Annotated in this window: 16 protein-coding genes; 9 read left to right on the top strand and 7 right to left on the bottom strand. The window is 49.2% G+C overall.

The features are described from left to right. Entirely contained in the window at positions 1-1,455 is a 1,455-nt protein-coding gene (locus DS731_RS12855; protein WP_119501705.1) for a circularly permuted type 2 ATP-grasp protein, read from the bottom strand. Positions 1,456-1,632: 177 nt separating this feature from the next. Here DS731_RS12855 and DS731_RS12850 point away from each other — a divergent pair, with 177 nt between their 5' ends. After that, positions 1,633-2,394, top strand: a complete 762-nt coding sequence (locus tag DS731_RS12850; RefSeq protein WP_119501704.1) for a peptidase — start codon at positions 1,633-1,635, stop codon at positions 2,392-2,394. Between the two features lie 2 nt (positions 2,395-2,396). Here DS731_RS12850 and DS731_RS12845 read toward each other — a convergent pair whose 3' ends face one another. From DS731_RS12845 to DS731_RS12835, 3 genes are all read right to left on the bottom strand, one after another. After that, entirely contained in the window at positions 2,397-3,470 is a 1,074-nt protein-coding gene (locus DS731_RS12845; protein ID WP_119501703.1) for a zinc-binding metallopeptidase family protein, read from the bottom strand. Between the two features lie 94 nt (positions 3,471-3,564). After that, on the bottom strand, positions 3,565-4,059 hold the full coding sequence (locus DS731_RS12840) for a PTS sugar transporter subunit IIA (protein WP_119501702.1): 495 nt from the start codon (positions 4,057-4,059) through the stop codon (positions 3,565-3,567). Between the two features lie 12 nt (positions 4,060-4,071). Continuing rightward, a complete protein-coding gene (locus DS731_RS12835) occupies positions 4,072-4,458 on the bottom strand; it encodes an ACT domain-containing protein (RefSeq protein ID WP_119501701.1) in 387 nt (128 codons plus the stop codon). 295 nt (positions 4,459-4,753) lie between these two features. Between DS731_RS12835 and DS731_RS12830 the strand changes: the two genes are divergently transcribed. The 4 genes from DS731_RS12830 (at position 4,754) to DS731_RS12815 (ending at position 8,520) form a co-directional block, all read left to right on the top strand. Beyond that, on the top strand, positions 4,754-5,128 hold the full coding sequence (locus tag DS731_RS12830; protein ID WP_119501700.1) for a VOC family protein: 375 nt from the start codon (positions 4,754-4,756) through the stop codon (positions 5,126-5,128). An 85-nt stretch (positions 5,129-5,213) separates the two neighbouring features. Continuing rightward, the gene (locus DS731_RS12825) at positions 5,214-6,296 is read left to right on the top strand and encodes a patatin-like phospholipase family protein (RefSeq protein WP_119501699.1); all 1,083 of its coding nucleotides are present in this window, start codon (positions 5,214-5,216) and stop codon (positions 6,294-6,296) included. 249 nt (positions 6,297-6,545) lie between these two features. Then, positions 6,546-7,706 carry a DUF1624 domain-containing protein gene (locus DS731_RS12820; RefSeq protein WP_232373363.1) on the top strand — a complete coding sequence of 387 codons (1,161 nt, stop codon included), beginning with the start codon at positions 6,546-6,548 and terminating at the stop codon, positions 7,704-7,706. Positions 7,707-7,962: 256 nt separating this feature from the next. Then, positions 7,963-8,520, top strand: coding sequence for a YbhB/YbcL family Raf kinase inhibitor-like protein (locus DS731_RS12815; protein ID WP_119503418.1), 558 nt, complete (start codon positions 7,963-7,965; stop codon positions 8,518-8,520). 48 nt (positions 8,521-8,568) lie between these two features. On the opposite strand, the gene DS731_RS12810 is transcribed toward DS731_RS12815, so the two are convergent. From DS731_RS12810 to DS731_RS12800, 3 genes are read right to left on the bottom strand one after another with little or no spacing between them, the layout of a single operon-like run. Beyond that, positions 8,569-10,026, bottom strand: coding sequence for an NAD-dependent succinate-semialdehyde dehydrogenase (locus DS731_RS12810; RefSeq protein WP_119501697.1), 1,458 nt, complete (start codon positions 10,024-10,026; stop codon positions 8,569-8,571). 33 nt (positions 10,027-10,059) lie between these two features. Beyond that, entirely contained in the window at positions 10,060-11,136 is a 1,077-nt protein-coding gene (locus tag DS731_RS12805; protein ID WP_119501696.1) for a tartrate dehydrogenase, read from the bottom strand. Continuing rightward, positions 11,136-12,512, bottom strand: coding sequence for an aminotransferase class III-fold pyridoxal phosphate-dependent enzyme (locus tag DS731_RS12800; RefSeq protein WP_119501695.1), 1,377 nt, complete (start codon positions 12,510-12,512; stop codon positions 11,136-11,138). The genes DS731_RS12805 and DS731_RS12800 overlap by 1 nt, the downstream gene beginning before the upstream one ends. Before the next feature lie 501 nt (positions 12,513-13,013). Here DS731_RS12800 and DS731_RS12795 point away from each other — a divergent pair. From DS731_RS12795 to DS731_RS12780, 4 genes are read left to right on the top strand one after another with little or no spacing between them, the layout of a single operon-like run. Further along, positions 13,014-13,682: a haloacid dehalogenase type II gene (locus DS731_RS12795; protein ID WP_119501693.1), complete on the top strand. Its 669-nt coding sequence runs from the start codon at positions 13,014-13,016 to the stop codon at positions 13,680-13,682. 3 nt (positions 13,683-13,685) lie between these two features. Next, on the top strand, positions 13,686-14,960 hold the full coding sequence (locus DS731_RS12790; RefSeq protein ID WP_119501692.1) for an NAD(P)/FAD-dependent oxidoreductase: 1,275 nt from the start codon (positions 13,686-13,688) through the stop codon (positions 14,958-14,960). Between the two features lie 39 nt (positions 14,961-14,999). Continuing rightward, complete coding sequence (locus DS731_RS12785) at positions 15,000-16,595, top strand: ABC transporter substrate-binding protein (protein WP_119501691.1); 1,596 nt, start codon at positions 15,000-15,002, stop codon at positions 16,593-16,595. A 13-nt stretch (positions 16,596-16,608) separates the two neighbouring features. Next, positions 16,609-17,565, top strand: a complete 957-nt coding sequence (locus tag DS731_RS12780; RefSeq protein ID WP_119501690.1) for an ABC transporter permease — start codon at positions 16,609-16,611, stop codon at positions 17,563-17,565. The last annotated feature ends 2 nt before the right edge of the window (positions 17,566-17,567 follow it).

Here is a 17,567-nt window from a genome sequence, read left to right as displayed (position 1 = left end):
TTATTCGTCCTCCATGTCAACAATCCAGGTATCTTTACTTCCTCCGCCCTGGGAGGAGTTCACCACAGTAGAACCTTTTCGCATTGCTACCCGGGTCAAACCGCCTGTGGTAACGGAAATATCACTGCCGGATAAAATAAACGGACGCAAATCAAGGTGCCTTGCTTCGGCTTTATTATCGATTAATGTGGGCGCTGTAGACAGCAACAGCATCGGTTGTGCAACATAATTGCGGGGATCGCGTCGAATGAGCCTGACAAACTTTTCCCGTTCCGCTTTGGTTGCATGGGGCCCGATTAACATGCCATAACCGCCGGACTCGTTGGCGGGCTTAACCACCATCTCATCAATGTGTTCGATGACGTAGTCACGCTCATCTTTGTTAATGCATTTGTAAGTAGGCACGTTTGGCAGCAGGGGTTCTTCATCCAGATAAAAGCGGATGATGTCAGGCACAAAGGCATAAACCACTTTGTCGTCTGCCACACCGGCGCCGGGCGCATTCGCCAGCCCCACATTACCTGCCTTCCAGGCGCGCATCAGCCCGGGCACACCAAGCATGGAGTCTTCACGGAACACTTCAGGATCGAGAAACGCATCGTCGATACGGCGGTAAATGACATCTACCCTGGCCAGCCCTTCCACTGTGCGCATGTAGACGATATCGTCGTCGCCCACTACAAGATCGCTGCCTACTACCAGTTCTGCACCCATTTGCTGAGCCAGATAGGCGTGCTCAAAATACGCAGAATTATAGATACCGGGGGTGAGTACAACGATTTCCGGTTGCTTCGTCTTCCGGGGAGAAAGCTGACACAGCATGTCGTAAAGTTCTGACGGATAATCATCTACCGGCAGGATGTTGTACTTTTCAAACATGTCAGGAAAAACCCGTTTCATAACATGACGGTTTTCCAGCATATAAGAGACGCCGGAAGGCACCCGCAGGTTATCTTCCAGCACATAAACGGTGCCGTGTTGATCACGGACTAAATCTGAGCCGCATATATGCGCCCACACACCGTGTTTCGGTTTAACGCCAAGGCATTCCGGAAGGAAGTTCTTTGACTGAGTAAGAATGTCTTCGGGAACGATACCGGCATCAAGAATTTTCTGCTCGTTATACAAATCGTCGATAAACATATTCAGCGCTTTTACCCGCTGTTTCAGGCCAAGCTCAATTTGTGACCATTCTTTTTTATCGATGATGCGGGGAATAATATCGAATGGCCAGGCCCGGTCGATGGAGCCTTCTTCCTCGGTATAAACGGTAAAGGTGATCCCCATCACGTGGATTGCCGTGCTGGCGGCCACCTTATATTCCTCGATATCTTTGTCGGATAAGTCTCTTAAATAAGAGCACAATGATTTTGCTGCCTCTCTTGGCTTATTACGGCCTTGAATCAGCTCGTCATAAAACGGGCCGGTAGCATAATTTCCCCATCTGATTGCCATGGCCTGATCCTTCATTTTTTTGTGTTTTATTTATACTCATCTAATCGTGTTTCTGACCAAAAATCAATCGCTAATATGTCAATTTAGTGACAAGATTTTGATTGCGTATCTTGCGCCGGGCATGCATGCTTAGCCCCATGCTATATTGTGTTTTATCACTTTTGAGAAAGGTGAATTGTGACTTATTGTCTTGCTATAAAAGTAAACAAGGGACTGGTGTTTGCTTCTGATTCCCGTACCAATGCGGGTGTGGACTACATTGCGACGTACAGCAAAATGTGGCGTTTTTGCTGGCCCGGCGAACGTTCTATTGTGTTACTGACGTCCGGAAGTCTGGCAACGTCTCAGGCGGTGGTGAATGCCATCAAGCGTGATCTGGAAAATCCGGAAGCCAAATTTAATTTGCGCGCAGGAAAACATCTTCATGAACTGGCAGAATACGTTGGCAAGCTGAGTCAGGCAGAGCAGAAGCAACATGCCGAAGCCATGGAAAGATCAGGCAGCAGCAATGAGTCTAATTTTATCATTGGCGGTCAAATCGCTGGTCAGCCTCACGAAATTTTTCTGATTTATCCGCAGGGCAATTACATTTCTGCGTCAGACGATACGCCGTATCTGCAAATTGGTGAGAACAAGTATGGCAAGCCTATTCTGGACAGAATTTTATCCGGTGCCACGTCTCTGGAAGATGCTGCCCGCTGTGCCATCGTATCGCTGGATTCCACCATCCGCAGTAATATTTCGGTGGGGCCGCCGGTGGAGCTGGCTATGCTGACAGCAAATCAGGTGGAAGCGCCGTATCATCAAACGTTTACCCTGAACAGCCCCATGTATAAATCCATGCAAAAGCAATGGACTCAGGGGCTGAAGCGCACGTTCAACCGATTACCCCGTTTTGAATGGGAAAAGAAAGCGGAAACAGGGTCTGCACAAAAGTAATCTTAAAGCCGCTGATGCAATAAGTCGTGTATGAACGACAACTTCTCAAGCGCCGGGTAGGATATGACAAACGGATACGCGTCGTCCTGCCCCATGCTGCGGTTCAGGGCATTTAACACTGTGGTCAGCCTGCACCAGTCTTCAAATATTCGCTGGAAATCCGTTTCACTCGCACGCCGGTAGGTTTCTGCCAGCGGGTTACCCAGGCGGTTCTGCAAAATATTGATGCTGTATTCGGTAGCAGTTTCCAGCGTGTCCACAATGTGCAGATAGTGCGCCCAGCTCTCAGCCCAGTCTTCCCAGGGGTGCATGCTGGCATAGGCGCTTATCCATGACGACTGCCAGCCCTGAACCGGCCCGTTGGCGTAATAGAGCTGCATCGATTTGGTGTAATCCTGTCGTTCATCGCCGAACAGGCTTCTGAATTTTTCCAGGTGAGGGGAGTTCTGGATCAGCGTATCCCAGTAATAGTGACCGGACTCATGACGGAAATGACCGATTAGTGTCCGGTAGCGTTCATTCATCTGTTCACGCATTTTAAGACGTGAAGCGTCTTCAGCCTCTTTCAGATTTAAGGTGATAACGCCGTTACAATGCCCGGTGATGACTGTTGATTTTACAGTGAGCTCTTCGCCATATTCGTCTTCTTCCATTTCATCTTCAAGAAAGCGGAAGCGAAGTTCGTTTGCGTTTTCAACACCGTGTTTCCACACGTCCAGTCCCAGTTTACTTAAGGTATAAATTAACTGGCGCTTGGCCTGCTCCATACGGAACCACAATGACAGGTTGTCCGGTTTGGAGAGATCCGGAATGGTTTCCGTTAACTGACAGGACTCGCACAGCGAATGGTCCTCTTCTGCAGGAATCAGCCAGTTACATACCTGATACTCACTGTAGTTGGTACAGGGGCGGTACGCTTTACCGTTCAGACAACTTATCCAGTAACCGTTGTCATCAATTTCACAGGCAGATAATGTCATTTCCTGACTGATGAAGCCCACCGGCCGCTGGCAGGACAAACAAGTTGAGTTGGCGAAATACAGAGTGTTGCCACATTCGCACTGGTAGTTCTTCACGGTTAAACCTGACTAAACGAGCTGTATAAAATGTATAGCATGTTTACGCGAATAAAGATTGCACGGCTATGAAATAATTCCTGTTTGAGACAGATTAAATGTAAACGTAGATCAACGGATCTTCGGGGGCCATGAACTGACGGTTATGACTATGTACCACGGCTTTACATTTTTCGCCGTTCATCACACAGCACACACCGTTAAGCGGCAGGCCCTGTTGTTTAAGCCATTGCGGTTGAAAAGACATCAGCGGTTGTCCGGCTTTAACTTTCTCACCGGCTTTTACCAGACGCATGCAACGCTCGCCCATCAAAGCGTGACCAGCCGGCAGGAGGTTAATGTGTAGTCTGAGCCCGTGACGGGTTTTAATGGTGACCGCATAGCCGGTTTCGGGAATACTTTTTATCAGGCAGTCTGCAGGTGCGTACAAAGTATGTCCGGCGTAGGTAAATGCCAGTGCCGGGCCCCACATACCGGCGGCATAAAGCGGTGCATCAATCGAAGCCAAATCCGTACGGGTGCCGTTAAGCGGCGCACGCAGAATAATTTCGCGGTTGAACGTGGCCGGTTTTTCAGAAGTAAAATTCATGCAGGGATGCCGTTATTGTCCGACGATGGTGTAGCCATCCTCCTGCAGTGCAGTAACGGCGTCATGCAGTTTGTCCGCTTTGACCAGGAAAAAATCCGTGTCGAATGTAGAGACAATAAACATACTGACTTTGGCTTTTGCCAGCACTGTTCCCAGGTTCGCCATGATCCCTACCATGGACAATTCCAGCGGTCCTAATAATTCAAGCGCCCGCCAGCCTTTATCAGATTCCAGTGACACAAGATTAACAGAGGAGGGCACGACAACTGACAAGGTATCTTCCGTCTTGCCAATGAAAAATAAATCACTGTTCAAAACAGGGGCCGGGATGGCGGAATTAGGATCGAAGGCATGGATAGTAAATTCACCGTCAATGACGGCTAACGTCTGCTTTTTCATTATCTGATATCGTCCGGAACATGTCATATTATTAAATCATCATACTTGAATAACTTCTACGTGTTATCCACTTTATCTGTGGATAAGTTTGTTGAGTAGTATGTGTGTGAATTGTAACTGCATGAAATTACTTGATAAAAAATACTGGTCAAACAATGGTCAGTGGATAACTATTGCCATAGTTCAAGCATTTTCCACAAGCTGTGTCTACCTTTGTGTGAAAAAAATATTGGAAAAAACAGGGTTTTCTTTAAGCTGTGTGTATTGACACTTCATATTTAGTCTGGAGCAAATCATGAGCGACTCAGCAGGTGACTGGCGGGATTTAACAGTAGCAGATGCAGTGGAAACCAGCACCTTTTATGAAAAGGTACTGGGATGGCAAAAAGAGCCTCTGGACATGGGCGGCTACAATGACTTTGTTATGAAAGATGCAGACGGACAGGTAAAAGGTGGCATTTGTCACCGGAAAGGCCCGAATCAGGACGTGCCCGCAGGTTGGATCCCGTACTTTACCACCGGTGAGTTTGATGAAGCTTTATCGCAGGTTACGGCATGTGGCGGGGAGCAACTGACTGCCGTAAGAACACATGGTACGGCAAGGTTTGTGTATATTAAAGATCCCTCCGGCGCTTGTTTTGCACTTTACAGCGATGGCAGCGGGTCATAATTCAGCAAAGGATTTTGCAGTCATGACATGACCGCCATCAACTGCTAAAGTACTCACAAATAAAAAGAAGTGAAGGGATAACACGTTGACTGCGCCACTGAATATTTACGCTGGCCCGGGCGCACTGGCCACATTAAAGGAGCACGGTTTCTATCCGCTGCTGTTCAATTACTTTCTCGGCGCGTCCGGCGGACCTAAATGGTTCGTACTGGCGGGGCTGGATCGGGTGCTGTTCCCGGAGTGGTTCGATGAACGGGGAGGTCAGGTGCAGGTGATTGGCTCATCTGCCGGGGCATTCAGAGCTGCATGTGCTGTCCAGAGAGACCCACTGGCGGCCATCAACCGGCTGGCACACCATTATTCACACACGGTGTATTCTGCTAAACCGTCAGCAAATGAAATTACCGTTAAAGCCCGTGAACTCATCAGTCATGTGCTGGGTGAAGAGGGTATTGACGATATTCTGCTGAACCATCGTTTTAAGGCGCATATCTTCGCCGTACGCTGTCATCGGGCCATGGCATCGCGTGGGCGCATTACCCAGTTCCATGGCCTTGCCATGAGTGCTGCTGCCAACGCTGTTTCAAGACGTGGTCTTAACCGCTTTTATACCCGTCATATTTTTTCCGCACCGGACAGCGATTTTACTATTCACGATCCGTACAACCTGAACACTGAACGGACAGAACTGAGTATTGTGAATACCCGGGATGCGTTACTGGCATCCGGTTCTATTCCTCTGGTGCTGGAAGGCGTGGAGAAAATCGTTGATGCACCTGAAGGGGTGTACAGGGACGGCGGTATCACCGACTATCATTTTGACTTGTCTTTCGGTCCCCGTGAAGGGCTGGTGCTTTATCCGCATTTTTATGACAAGCCGGTACCGGGCTGGTTTGATAAAGGCCTGAAAAGACGGGTACCACACCGCAGTAGTTACGATAATGTGGTGATGCTTGTACCGTCGGCAGAATTTGTTTCATCTTTACCTTACGGCAAAATCCCTGACAGAAAAGATTTCGATGCCCTTGATCCCCAAACCCGCATCAAATACTGGCAAACCGTACTTAGCGAGACCGACCGGCTGGGCGAGTACTTTATGGGTATTACTGCCAGCGGAAAAATCATGGATGAAATCAAGCCACTGCCATTTCCGATGTTGAACGGATAACTCAGAAAGCCCGTTTTTTATTTACAGGAGCGGGCAGCTCTTCTCTCTTTGGTTCTTCATCTTCCTGCTCCCGGCTGGCAGATCTTTTCATGACTAAGCATGGCTTCAGCAAGATATGCCAAATAGCTCCGGCACAGTCAGAAACCCCTGTCGACCGTATTTTATCTATGGCAGTCTTGCCTGAAACAACGAATGAAATGATTGAAGTGTCTGTGCTGCAATCAATTCCTGAGCATGAGAACGATAAAAATGACAACAATGCAAACTTCTGCGGCGAACCATGCAAAACGTATCGCGTCTATTGATATCCTCCGGGGGCTGGTGATGCTGTTTATGCTGGTGGATCACGTTCGCGAACGGTATTTCTATCATCAGCAGGTTGGTGATCCCATGGACGTGGACATCACCAGCCCGCAATTATTTTTTACCCGCATCAGCGCGCATTTCTGTGCACCGGTATTTGTATTCCTGACCGGTTTGTCTGCGTGGTTGTATTCCCACCCTGCGAACAAGCCTGCACGCTCTGCAACACCGTTCTTATTTAAACGGGGTCTGTTCATTATTTTTATTGAGATTGCAGTGATCAACTGGTTGTGGATGGGCACCTACGACACATTGTGGTTGCAGGTAATGTGGGCAATTGGTGTGAGTATGGTTGTACTTTCTGTGCTTTGTCATTTACCGGCAAAACTGATTCTGGCACTGGGGCTTCTGATTGTATGTGGTCATAACCTGTTATCACCAATCAGCTTTGCGCCGGGGGAAACCGGCTACACCCTGTGGGCTATTTTGCATGACCGCGGTTTTATATTTACTTCTGAAGCCTTCCGTATTAAAGCGTCTTATCCCGTGCTTCCGTGGATAGGTGTGATACTGCTGGGTTACAGCATGGGGCCGGTATTTTCCCGCAATGTTGCCTCGCCGCAGCGTAAAAAAGTATTGCTGGGTCTGGCTTTATCCATGTGGGGAGTACTGCTGGTCATGAGGGGCTTCAATATCTATGGAGAAGTCATGCCATGGGAAACGCAGGCCACAGCCATTCAGACCGCAATGGATTTCATTAATTTTACCAAATATCCGCCGTCACTGGATTTCGTGTTACTCACCCTGGGCGGGGCATTTTTAGTGCTGTTTGCTTTAGATACAGTGAACAATAAATTCACACAGGTCATTGAGTCATTTGGCTCAGCGCCCATGTTTTTCTATATCGTGCATCTGTTTGTGCTACTAGTCAGTTACAACCTTGTACTTGAGCTCGCCGGTCCGAACTATGGCGATTTATTTGCCTTTGATTATATCTGGCAGGTATGGCTGGTCGCGGCGTTTATGGCAGTGGTGTTGTATTTCCCCACAAAAGCATTTTCACGCTTTAAACACAACAGTACCAACCCGCTGGTTAAATATTTCTGATGTAGTAAGCGCCTTATTTCCCCTGCGATTTTGCGCAGGGGAATTACACAAAACCAATGTTCTCTTGCCTGCCTCAAAAGCTGAAACAGTATTCATCTGAGTGAAAAATCAGTTGTCAGCGCCTGTCCTTCCGTTAGTATAAATTTAATGCTGAATTATGCCGCAAGATGCCACAAAGCAGAGTGTCAGATAGCTGAAATCGCTTATGGCCAGCTACAACCAGCGCTCCTACACCTATAAAGATAAGGAACAGATCATGACGTTGAAAACGGTTGCAGGTATGGCCTGCTTTGTTGGGCTGTCATTCACCTCTATAGTAACCGCTGCGAGTTTCACAATAACCAGCGAAGACATGGCAGCAGGGGAGCCCATGTCCAAAGAGCAGGAATTTAAAGGTTTCGGCTGTGACGGAGATAATTTGTCACCTCAGCTTTCGTGGCATGGCGCACCGGAGGGAACAAATTTCTACGCACTCTTCGTATACGATCCTGATGCTCCTACCGGAAGTGGCTGGTGGCACTGGCAGGTAGTCAATATTCCGGCCAGTACCAGTGAATTACCCACCGGCGCGGGCAGTGCAGGGAGTATGGTATTACCGGAAGGCAGTATGCAGATAGTGAATGATTTCGGTTATGCCGGCTTCGGCGGCGCGTGTCCGCCTGAAGGTCATAAAGCGCACCGCTATCAATTCACGGTATTCGCATTACCGGAAAAATTGTCACTGCCGGACAATCCGTCAGGCGCACTGACAGGGTACATGGTAAACATGAATGCATTAGGGAAAGCCACTCTGGAAGCGACGTATCAGCGCTGAGTGAAGCAACTATCAGCGCCGGAAAGATCGGGACGGGATAAGCGGGTGTTAAAACCCGCCTTCACAGAAGTAAGCAATATACAAGAAGTCATCCAGGCCATAGTGAGAGCCTTCACGGCCATAGCCTGATGCTTTGATACCACCGAAAGGTGCCTGTTCGCTGGCAACTGCACCTTCGTTGACGCCAATCACACCCGCCTGCAGAGCACCTTTCAACCGGTGAATCCGGTAATGGTCACGGGTGTAGAAGTATGCCGCCAGACCATATTCGGTATTGTTAGCTTCTTCAATAGCTTCACTTTCTGACTGAAAACGGAACAGAGGAAGCACCGGGCCGAATGTTTCTTCAGTGAACAGGCGCATGGCATTGTTTGCGTCGGCAATGACGGTGGGCTCGACGAACAGGGTGTCGTCAGGCGCTTTATTCCCGCACAGTACAACGCCGCCTTGTTCCACCGCGTCAGCAATATGGGCGTTAATTTTGTCTACAGCCTTTTGATTAATCATCGGGCCGATGCGGGTATCTTCGTCCAGAGGAGAACCCACTTTTAACGCTGTCACTTTGTCCGTCAGCCGGCTGGCAAATTCATCATAAATACTGTCTTCTACATAAATGCGGTTAGGACACACACAAGTCTGCCCGCCATTTCTGAGTTTAGCAGCCATTAAGCCTTCAACCGCCGCATCTAAATCTGCATCTGCAAACACGATAAAGGGGGCATTACCGCCTAATTCTAAAGACAGCTTTTTCAGCGTACTGGCACAGCGCTCCGCCAGATAGCGGCCTACCTGCGTTGAACCTGTGAAGCTGAGCTTTTTCACTAACGGATCTTTAAGCCAGGCATCAACGGCAATAGCAGTTTGTTCACGACTGGCTGTGACCACATTCACCACACCCGGCGGGAAGCCTGCCATATCGATAAGTTTTGCCATCATCAGGGCTGTCAGCGGGGTATCTTCTGCCGGCTTAACCACTACGGTACAGCCAGCTGCCAGTGCAGGCGCAATTTTCCGGGCCAGCATAGCAAACGGGAAATTCCATGGCGTGATAACCGCAACAACGCCCACCGGCCGCTTTTCAACGGTTTGCACTTTGCCACTGCCGGTTTCAGGTAAAATATCGCCCCGAAGCTGCATGATTTGCTGAGAAAACCATTTTACGTAAGAAGCGCCATAAGCCACTTCGCCTTTTGCTTCTGCCAGCGGTTTACCCTGTTCTGTGGTCATGGTAAGTGCAAGATCATCAATATTTTCATTGATGACGGCGTACCATTTCTCAAGCAGTGTGGCTCGTTCACGGTGACTGGTTTTACTCCAGCTCTGAAAAGCTTTTTGTGCAGAGCGGGCAGCATGGGCAGCATCAATGGCGTCACTGTCGGGCGCACTGGCAATCCGTTCACCTGTGGCCGGATTGATAACCGGATACGTCATGCCGGAAATCGCATTCTGCCACTTTCCGTTAATGTAATTTTGCGTGCTGAGTAGTGTCTGATTTTTCAGCGTCATTCCTGTTTCTGTCGTCACGTTGCTGTTAAACCCTTAAAGGTGAGAAAGAATGGCGTCACCCATGGACTGTGTGCTGGCATTGCCGCCCAGATCCGGAGTGGTAATGTTGCCTTTTAGAGCGGTTTCTATGGCTTTGGTGATAGCATCGTGGGCCTCTGCACCGGAGCCTGAATCTTCAGTAAGGAACTTTAACATCAAAGCACCTGACCAGATCATACCAATGGGGTTGGCGATATTCTTACCGTAAATATCCGGTGCCGAACCGTGTACCGGCTCGAACAGGGATGGGAATTTTCTTTCAGGGTTTAGATTCGCAGAAGGTGCAAGACCAATGGTGCCGGTACAGGCCGGCCCCAGGTCAGACAAAATATCACCGAACAGGTTGGAGGCAACCACCACATCAAACCGCTCCGGATTCATGACAAAACGTGCTGAAAGAATATCGATATGTTGTTTGTCCCACTGAATATCACTGTAGTCTTTGCTTATGGCTTCGGCACGGGAGTCCCACCAGGGCATACTGATGGCCATACCGTTACTTTTCGTGGCTACTGTCAGTTTCTTCGCATCACGCTGACGCGCGGTTTCAAAAGCATATTTTAAAACGCGGTCGGTTCCGTGACGGCTGAACACTGATTGCTGTAATACCACTTCACGCTCTGTGCCCTCATACATAATACCGCCAATGGATGAATACTCGCCCTCAGTATTCTCCCGTACAACCACAAAGTCGATTTCATCAGCACGGGGCGTCGACAGGGCACATTTTACGCCTTCGAAAGTACGCACCGGGCGCATGTTGATGTACTGGTCGAATTCACGGCGGAAAGTCAGAATGGAGCCCCACAGTGAAATATGATCAGGCACAGACGCCGGCCAGCCAACGGCACCAAAATAAATGGCATCCATGTCTGATACTAACTCTTTCCAGTTTTCCGGCATCATACGACCATATTCGGCGTAGTAGTCGCAATCACCCCATTTGAATTCCTGGAAGTTAAGGGGGATGCCGAATTTTTTTGCAGCCGCTTTAACAATTTTCAGCCCTTCAGGCATGACTTCTTTTCCGATGCCATCACCGGCAATTACTGCGATATTAAACGGTTTCATTAGCGGGCCATTTCCTTCTTAACCATATCTAAAGACAACACTTCATCGAGGGTTTTCTGTAACAGGTCAAAGAGTTCATCAAAATCTTCTTTGCTGTAACAGAGCGCCGGGGCAAACCCGAGAATATTGTCGCCAAATGCACGGAAAATCAGTTTGTTCTTCCAGGCAATATCAGCAATGACCTCATGCAAACCCAGTTCTGCCGGAAATTGACGTTTCGTGGATTTATCTGCCACCAGTTCTACAGCAGCCAGCAAGCCCTGATTTCGCACATCGCCCACAAGAGCATGGCTGAGTACCGATTGCAGTTTGTCTTCGAAATACGGCGTCATGGCCTGCGCGTGTTCCAGCAGGCCTTCCTCGTAAATACTGATCACTTCCAGTGCCACAGCGGCACTGACCGGGTGGGCTGAATACGTCTGGCCGTGGCCGACTACCGCTGAACGGTGCGGGCCGTCGGCGATGCCTTTGAATATTTCATCTGACATCATCACGGCACCCATCGGCACGTAGCCTGATGTTAAACCCTTTGCCATGGTCATCATGTCGGGTTGAATATTTTCGTGTTCACAGGCAAACATTTTACCCGTGCGGCCAAAGCCGGTAATGACTTCATCGACCACAAATAAAATACCCAGTGACTTACACGCTTTGGCAATGGCGGTTAACCAGCCTTTCGGGGGTACGATTACGCCACCGGAACCCACAACCGGTTCACAGAAAAACGCAGCCACATTGTCTGCGCCCAGTGCTGATACTTTATCTTTCAGTTCCTGTACAGACGCGTCGATGAGCGCCTGTTCGGTGTCGAAGTCGCTACGGTAAAAATACGGGCAGGCTATATGATGATGTGTCGGCAGCGGCACATCGAAGTTAGCATGAAAAGCTGGTAAGCCGGTTACCCCTGCGCCCACCGAAGAAGAACCATGGTAGCCCCGCTTCAGCGCGATAATGTGCTTTTTCTGAGGTTTGCCAATGGCATTGTAGTAATAGGTAATGTAACGCAGCGCAGCATCTACAGCGTCAGAGCCACCTAAGGAGAAATAAACATGCTGTAATGAGTCCGGCGTAATGGACACCAGTTTTTCTGCCAGTTTGATTGCCGGCTCGCTGCCGAATCCGAAATAGCCTGTGGCATAAGGAAGTACCGACATTTGTTTGCTGGCCACATCGACAATGCGTTGTTCCCCGAAACCTACATTCACACACCATAAGCCTGCAAATGCATCCAGATAGGTTTCTCCCTCGCTGTCGGTCACCCGGGGGCCTTTGCCGGATTGTAAAATTTTGACACCTTTTTGCTGGTGACCACGGAAATCAGATACCGGATGAATCAGGTACTGGCTGTCCAGTTCTTTCAGGGCAGAGGTTTGCATGATGACATTCCATATTTGTATTTATTAAGCGAAGTGTGCGCGCCGCTCAATGTTTATGATTTTGTAAGACATCTGCGTGATTTATCCGGCGAGAAAAAAGACGGAGGTAAAGAAACGCAGAGCAAATTCAGCCTGATAATAGTAGCGCTGCACCAGTTCGTTTATCTTTCGAACGATTTGAGATAAAGGTGTGGAAATATTGTTTTTGTCAGCTTCTCAGCAAAATATGCTGCAATTAATGCGGCATGATGATTAAGCAGGAGTGATGCGACAGCAGCATTGTTTTAAACCGTAGCACTGTACAAGCGATGTCACGGGAAACGGGCCATTTTCAGGCGTTCTGGCCGGTTGAAAAGCAAATGAAACGATGCGGCATACTCTGCTGATTGTACAAATAAAACAGACGCATCATCCCGTGGTAACATTTCATTTTGGTATTTTTATACCGTTACCGCGTGGTGTAATAGATTCGACATAAAAATTACATAGCTGGAACCAACAATGAGTGCATTTAAACCTAAATATATTTCTTTCGACTGCTACGGCACCCTGATTTACTTTGAAATGGCGCCCATTGCGCAGCGACTGTTTGCAGACCGGATCACACCGGAGCAAATGCCTCAGTTCGTAAAAGACTTTTCAGCCTACCGCTTAGATGAAGTACTCGGCGCGTGGAAGCCATACTCTGAAGTGGTCCGCAATGCCGTTACCCGTTTGTGTAAGAAATGGGGCATTGAGTATCGCGACGAAGACAGCGTAACCATTTACAAGGCTGTGCCAACATGGGGACCACACCCTGATGTGGTTGAACCGTTAAAGAAAGTGGCTGCTGAGATCCCGCTGGTCATTTTATCCAACGCGGCAAACGAGCAAATCAATTCCAATGTGGCCAATCTTGAAGCGCCTTTCCACGCTGTGTATACAGCAGAACAGGCGCAGGCTTATAAGCCCCGTTTACAAGCCTTTGAATACATGATTGATAACCTGGGTTGTAATCCTGAAGACATTCTTCATGTTTCCTCCAGCTTCCGTTATGACCTGATGTCAGCGCATGACATCGGCATCAAAAATAAAGTATGGGTAAACCGTGGCCATGAGCCGGCTAACCCGTTCTATGGCTACACCGAAATTAAAGACATCAGCGGATTACCGGGCGTAGTCGGACTGTAAAATATGAAAAATACGTCGTACTGGTTAGATACAGCACCCACGCTTTCACTCCCGGAAAGTCCGGCCAATGCCACAGTGGATACCGTGGTGATTGGCGGCGGCTTTACCGGCTTGTCCACCGCGCTGGCTTTAGCAAAGCGGGGCGCAACAGTAGCTCTGGTTGAAGCCGGGACTATCGGTTCAGAAGCGTCCGGCCGTAATGGCGGGCAGTGTAATAACGGTACGGCGCAGGATTATGCCGGGCTTGTCGCAACATACGGCGAAGAAAAAGCCCGCGCGTTCTATACGTTTTATAATGATGCTGTTGGATCTGTTACCCGCATTGTGCAGGAACATCAGATTGCCTGTGATTTCAGAGTGGCCGGAAAAATCAAACTGGCAGCTAAACCTGAACACATGGAAAAGCTGGAAAAAACACATGCTGCGCTGATCCAGTCAGTGGATCCTGATGCGAAATTACTCGATAAATCCGCACTTGAAAAAGAAATCGGTTCCGGTTCGTTTTACGGCGGGTTGCTGACACCCAATGGTGTGCAACTGCATGTGGGTAAACTGGTCATGGGCCTTGCTCAGGCTTGTGTGCAGGCAGGCGCCATGCTGTTTCAGCATCAGCCAGTCACGCAGGTCCGCAAGCTGAATAATCAGTCATGGCAGGTGACTACGCCGGTGCAAACACTACAGGCAAAGCAGGTTGTGGTTGCCACCGGCGGCAGTGGCCCCGGTCCGTTTAGCTGGTTTCGCCGCCGTATTGTGCCGGTGGGCAGTTTTGCTGTTGCCACTGCACCGTTGTCAGACGAAACGGTGGCTGAATTGTTCCCCGGCAACCGTTCCTACGTGACCAGCAAAAATATCGGTAATTATTTCCGTTTAACGCCGGATCAGCGTTTGCTGTTCGGTGGCCGCGCCAGATTTGCCGTATCTAACCCTAAATCAGATGCCAAAAGCGGCGTGATATTGCGTCAGTCTCTGGATGACATGTTCCCGCAGCTTGCCAGCACAAAAATTGATTATTGCTGGGGCGGAACGGTGGACATGAGCGCAGACCGCTTACCGAAAGTCGGACAGCACGATGGCCTTTTTTATGCCATGGGTTACAGCGGTCATGGCGTTCAGATGGCTGTGCACATGGGTGAAACCATGGCGGATTTAATAGAGGGCAAACCCTCGCACTGTCCCTGGATTTCCAACGACTGGCCAGCGGTGCCACTGCATTTTGGAAAGCCCTGGTTTTTGCCTTTTGTCGGCTTGTATTACCAGCTTCAGGATAAACTTCATTAAGCGTAGAACGTTACGTGTCATGACGGAAGGTGTTACAACATGAAAGAACGACGTTCTCTGCATTCTGTGTCGCAACACGACAGAAGAAAATTATTAAAAGGGCTGGGCGCTGCGGGTATTGCTGCGGCCAGCGGGTTGATCTTACCTCAGCATGTTCTGGCTGCTATGGCCGGAACCCCGGCAACGGATAAGCCCGTTTATGGCGGCCGGATCCGTGTGGCCGGTATGTCTATTTCCACAAAAGATACCTTAGATCCTGCAAAAGCCTCGTTGGGGACCGACTACGCCAGAATTTATATGCTTTACAGCGGATTGACGCAGTTTAACCGCGACCTGGGAACGGATCTCGCGCTGGCTGAAAAGATGGAGAGTGAGGACCAGCAGCACTGGTTTATCACCTTGCGTGATGGTGTTACTTTCCATAACGGTAAGTCACTGACATCAGACGATGTAGTGTATTCATTACGGCGTCATAAAGACCCGGCAGTGACGTCCAGAGCCGCGGCAATTGCTCAGCAATTTGACTCTGTCAAAGCGACAGGCAGGCTTACACTGTCGCTGACTCTTAAGTCGCCTAATGCCGATTTACCGGTCATTCTGGCATCATCAAATTTCTGTATTGTTGCAAATGGCACCACAGACTTCAGCCGGGAAGCAAATGGCACAGGTCCTTACAAGCTTAAAGAGTTCTTTCCGGGCACACGTACTGTGGGAGAAAAGAACCGCAATTTCTGGAAACCCGGCAAGCCTTATCTGGATGAAATTGAACTGGTAGGAATTGCAGACGAATCGTCCCGTGTGAATGCGTTATTATCAGGTGATGTACAAATGAGCATTGCCCTTAATCCGCGTTCAACCAAACGGATCAAAGCATCCGGCACCTGCGACATCATGCAGACTGAATCTGGTCTGTACACAAATCTCATTATGCGCCAGGATGCTTATCCTACAAATAATCCGGACTTTGTTCTGGCAGTGAAGTACATGATGAACCGGCCTCTGGTGCAACGGGCGTTGTTCCGGGGATATGCCACCATTGCAAACGATCATCCTGTTCCGCCTTCGCACAAATATTACAACGCAGATTTGCCTCAACGGCCCTACGATATTGATCGTGCAAAGTATCATCTGAAAAAAGCCGGTATGAGCGGAGCGCGTTTTCCTGTCTTTGCCAGTCCTGCTGCAGAAGGTTCTGTAGATATGGCCGCACTTCTGCAATTGTCCGGTATTGAATGCGATTACCATTTTGGGATTAACCGTGTGCCGGCAGATGGTTACTGGTCAAATCACTGGATGAAACACCCTATGGGCTTCGGCAATATCAATCCGAGGCCGTCGCTGGATGAACTGTTCACATTGTTTTATAAGTCTGATGCTCCGTGGAATGAATCAGGATGGAAGAACGCGCAATTCGACCAGCTTTTACTGGCTGCAAGAGGCGAGGGGGACGAAGTTAAGCGCAAACAAATGTATGGCGATATGCAGGCGCTTATCAGTGAGCATTGTGGCGTGAGTATTCCGGTCTTCATTAACATCATTGACGGATACGACAAGCGGATCAAAGGCTTTTATCCCATCCCTACCGGCGGGTTTATGGGGTACACCTTTGCCGAGCATATCTGGCTGGACGCCTGACGGGAGTATCACGGTGAACATTTTAATACCAATAATTATAAAACGATTAGGCACAGCAGTAATAACACTGCTACTGGTATCTGCTGTGGTCTTCAGTATTTCAAATCTGCTTCCCGGTGACGCTGCACAGGAAATGCTGGGGCAGAGCGCCACGCCTGAGGCTGTCGCTGAACTTCGGGAGGCTTACGGGTTGAACGATCCGCCTTTAACCCGCTATGGCAAGTGGTTATGGGGGCTTGTTCAGGGTGATGCCGGTGTCTCTCTGGCGAATGCGCAACCTGTTTCTTCTCTGATTAAGGAGCGGCTATCTAAGTCTCTGTTGCTTGCGGCGTTTACCACAGTCGTTGCCGTCCCTTTTGCCATGATCCTTGGTATATCAGCGGCAATGTACAGCGGCTCCCGGGTTGACCGTGCAATAAATCTTTTCACGTTGTCTATGGTCGCGGTTCCTGAATTTCTGCTGGCAACGATATTCGTTCTGATTTTTGCAGTCGAGCTTAACTGGTTACCGTCACTGTCTTATATAGCCGGTGATGCCGGCGTATACGACTATTTCCGTGCCTTTGCGATGCCGGTATTAACCTTGTGTATCGTACTGTCTGCGCAGATGGCCCGTTTAACCCGTGCGGCAGTCGTTGAACAGTTGTCTCAGCCCTACGTTGAGATGGCTCTGCTTAAAGGTTCCACGCTTTCCCGCGCTGTGCTGCGTCATGCACTTCCTAACGCTATTGGCCCGATTGTTAATGCGGTTGCCCTCAGTTTGTCCTATTTGCTGGGCGGCGTGGTGATTGTTGAAGTGATCTTTAACTATCCGGGGCTGGCCAGCCTGATGGTTGATGCGGTTACAAACCGGGATATGCCATTGCTTCAGGCTTGTGCCATGTTGTTTTGTCTCGGGTATCTGTTGCTGGTGTTGATTGCTGACCTGGCCGCCATTGTGGCAAACCCCAAACTGCGTAAAGGAGGCTGAGC

The sequence above is a fragment of the Alteromonas sp. RKMC-009 genome (assembly GCF_003584565.2).
Classification (GTDB): domain Bacteria; phylum Pseudomonadota; class Gammaproteobacteria; order Enterobacterales; family Alteromonadaceae; genus Alteromonas.
The sequence above is the reverse complement of the archived record's forward strand: the minus strand, read 5'-3'. Positions and strand labels throughout refer to the sequence as shown.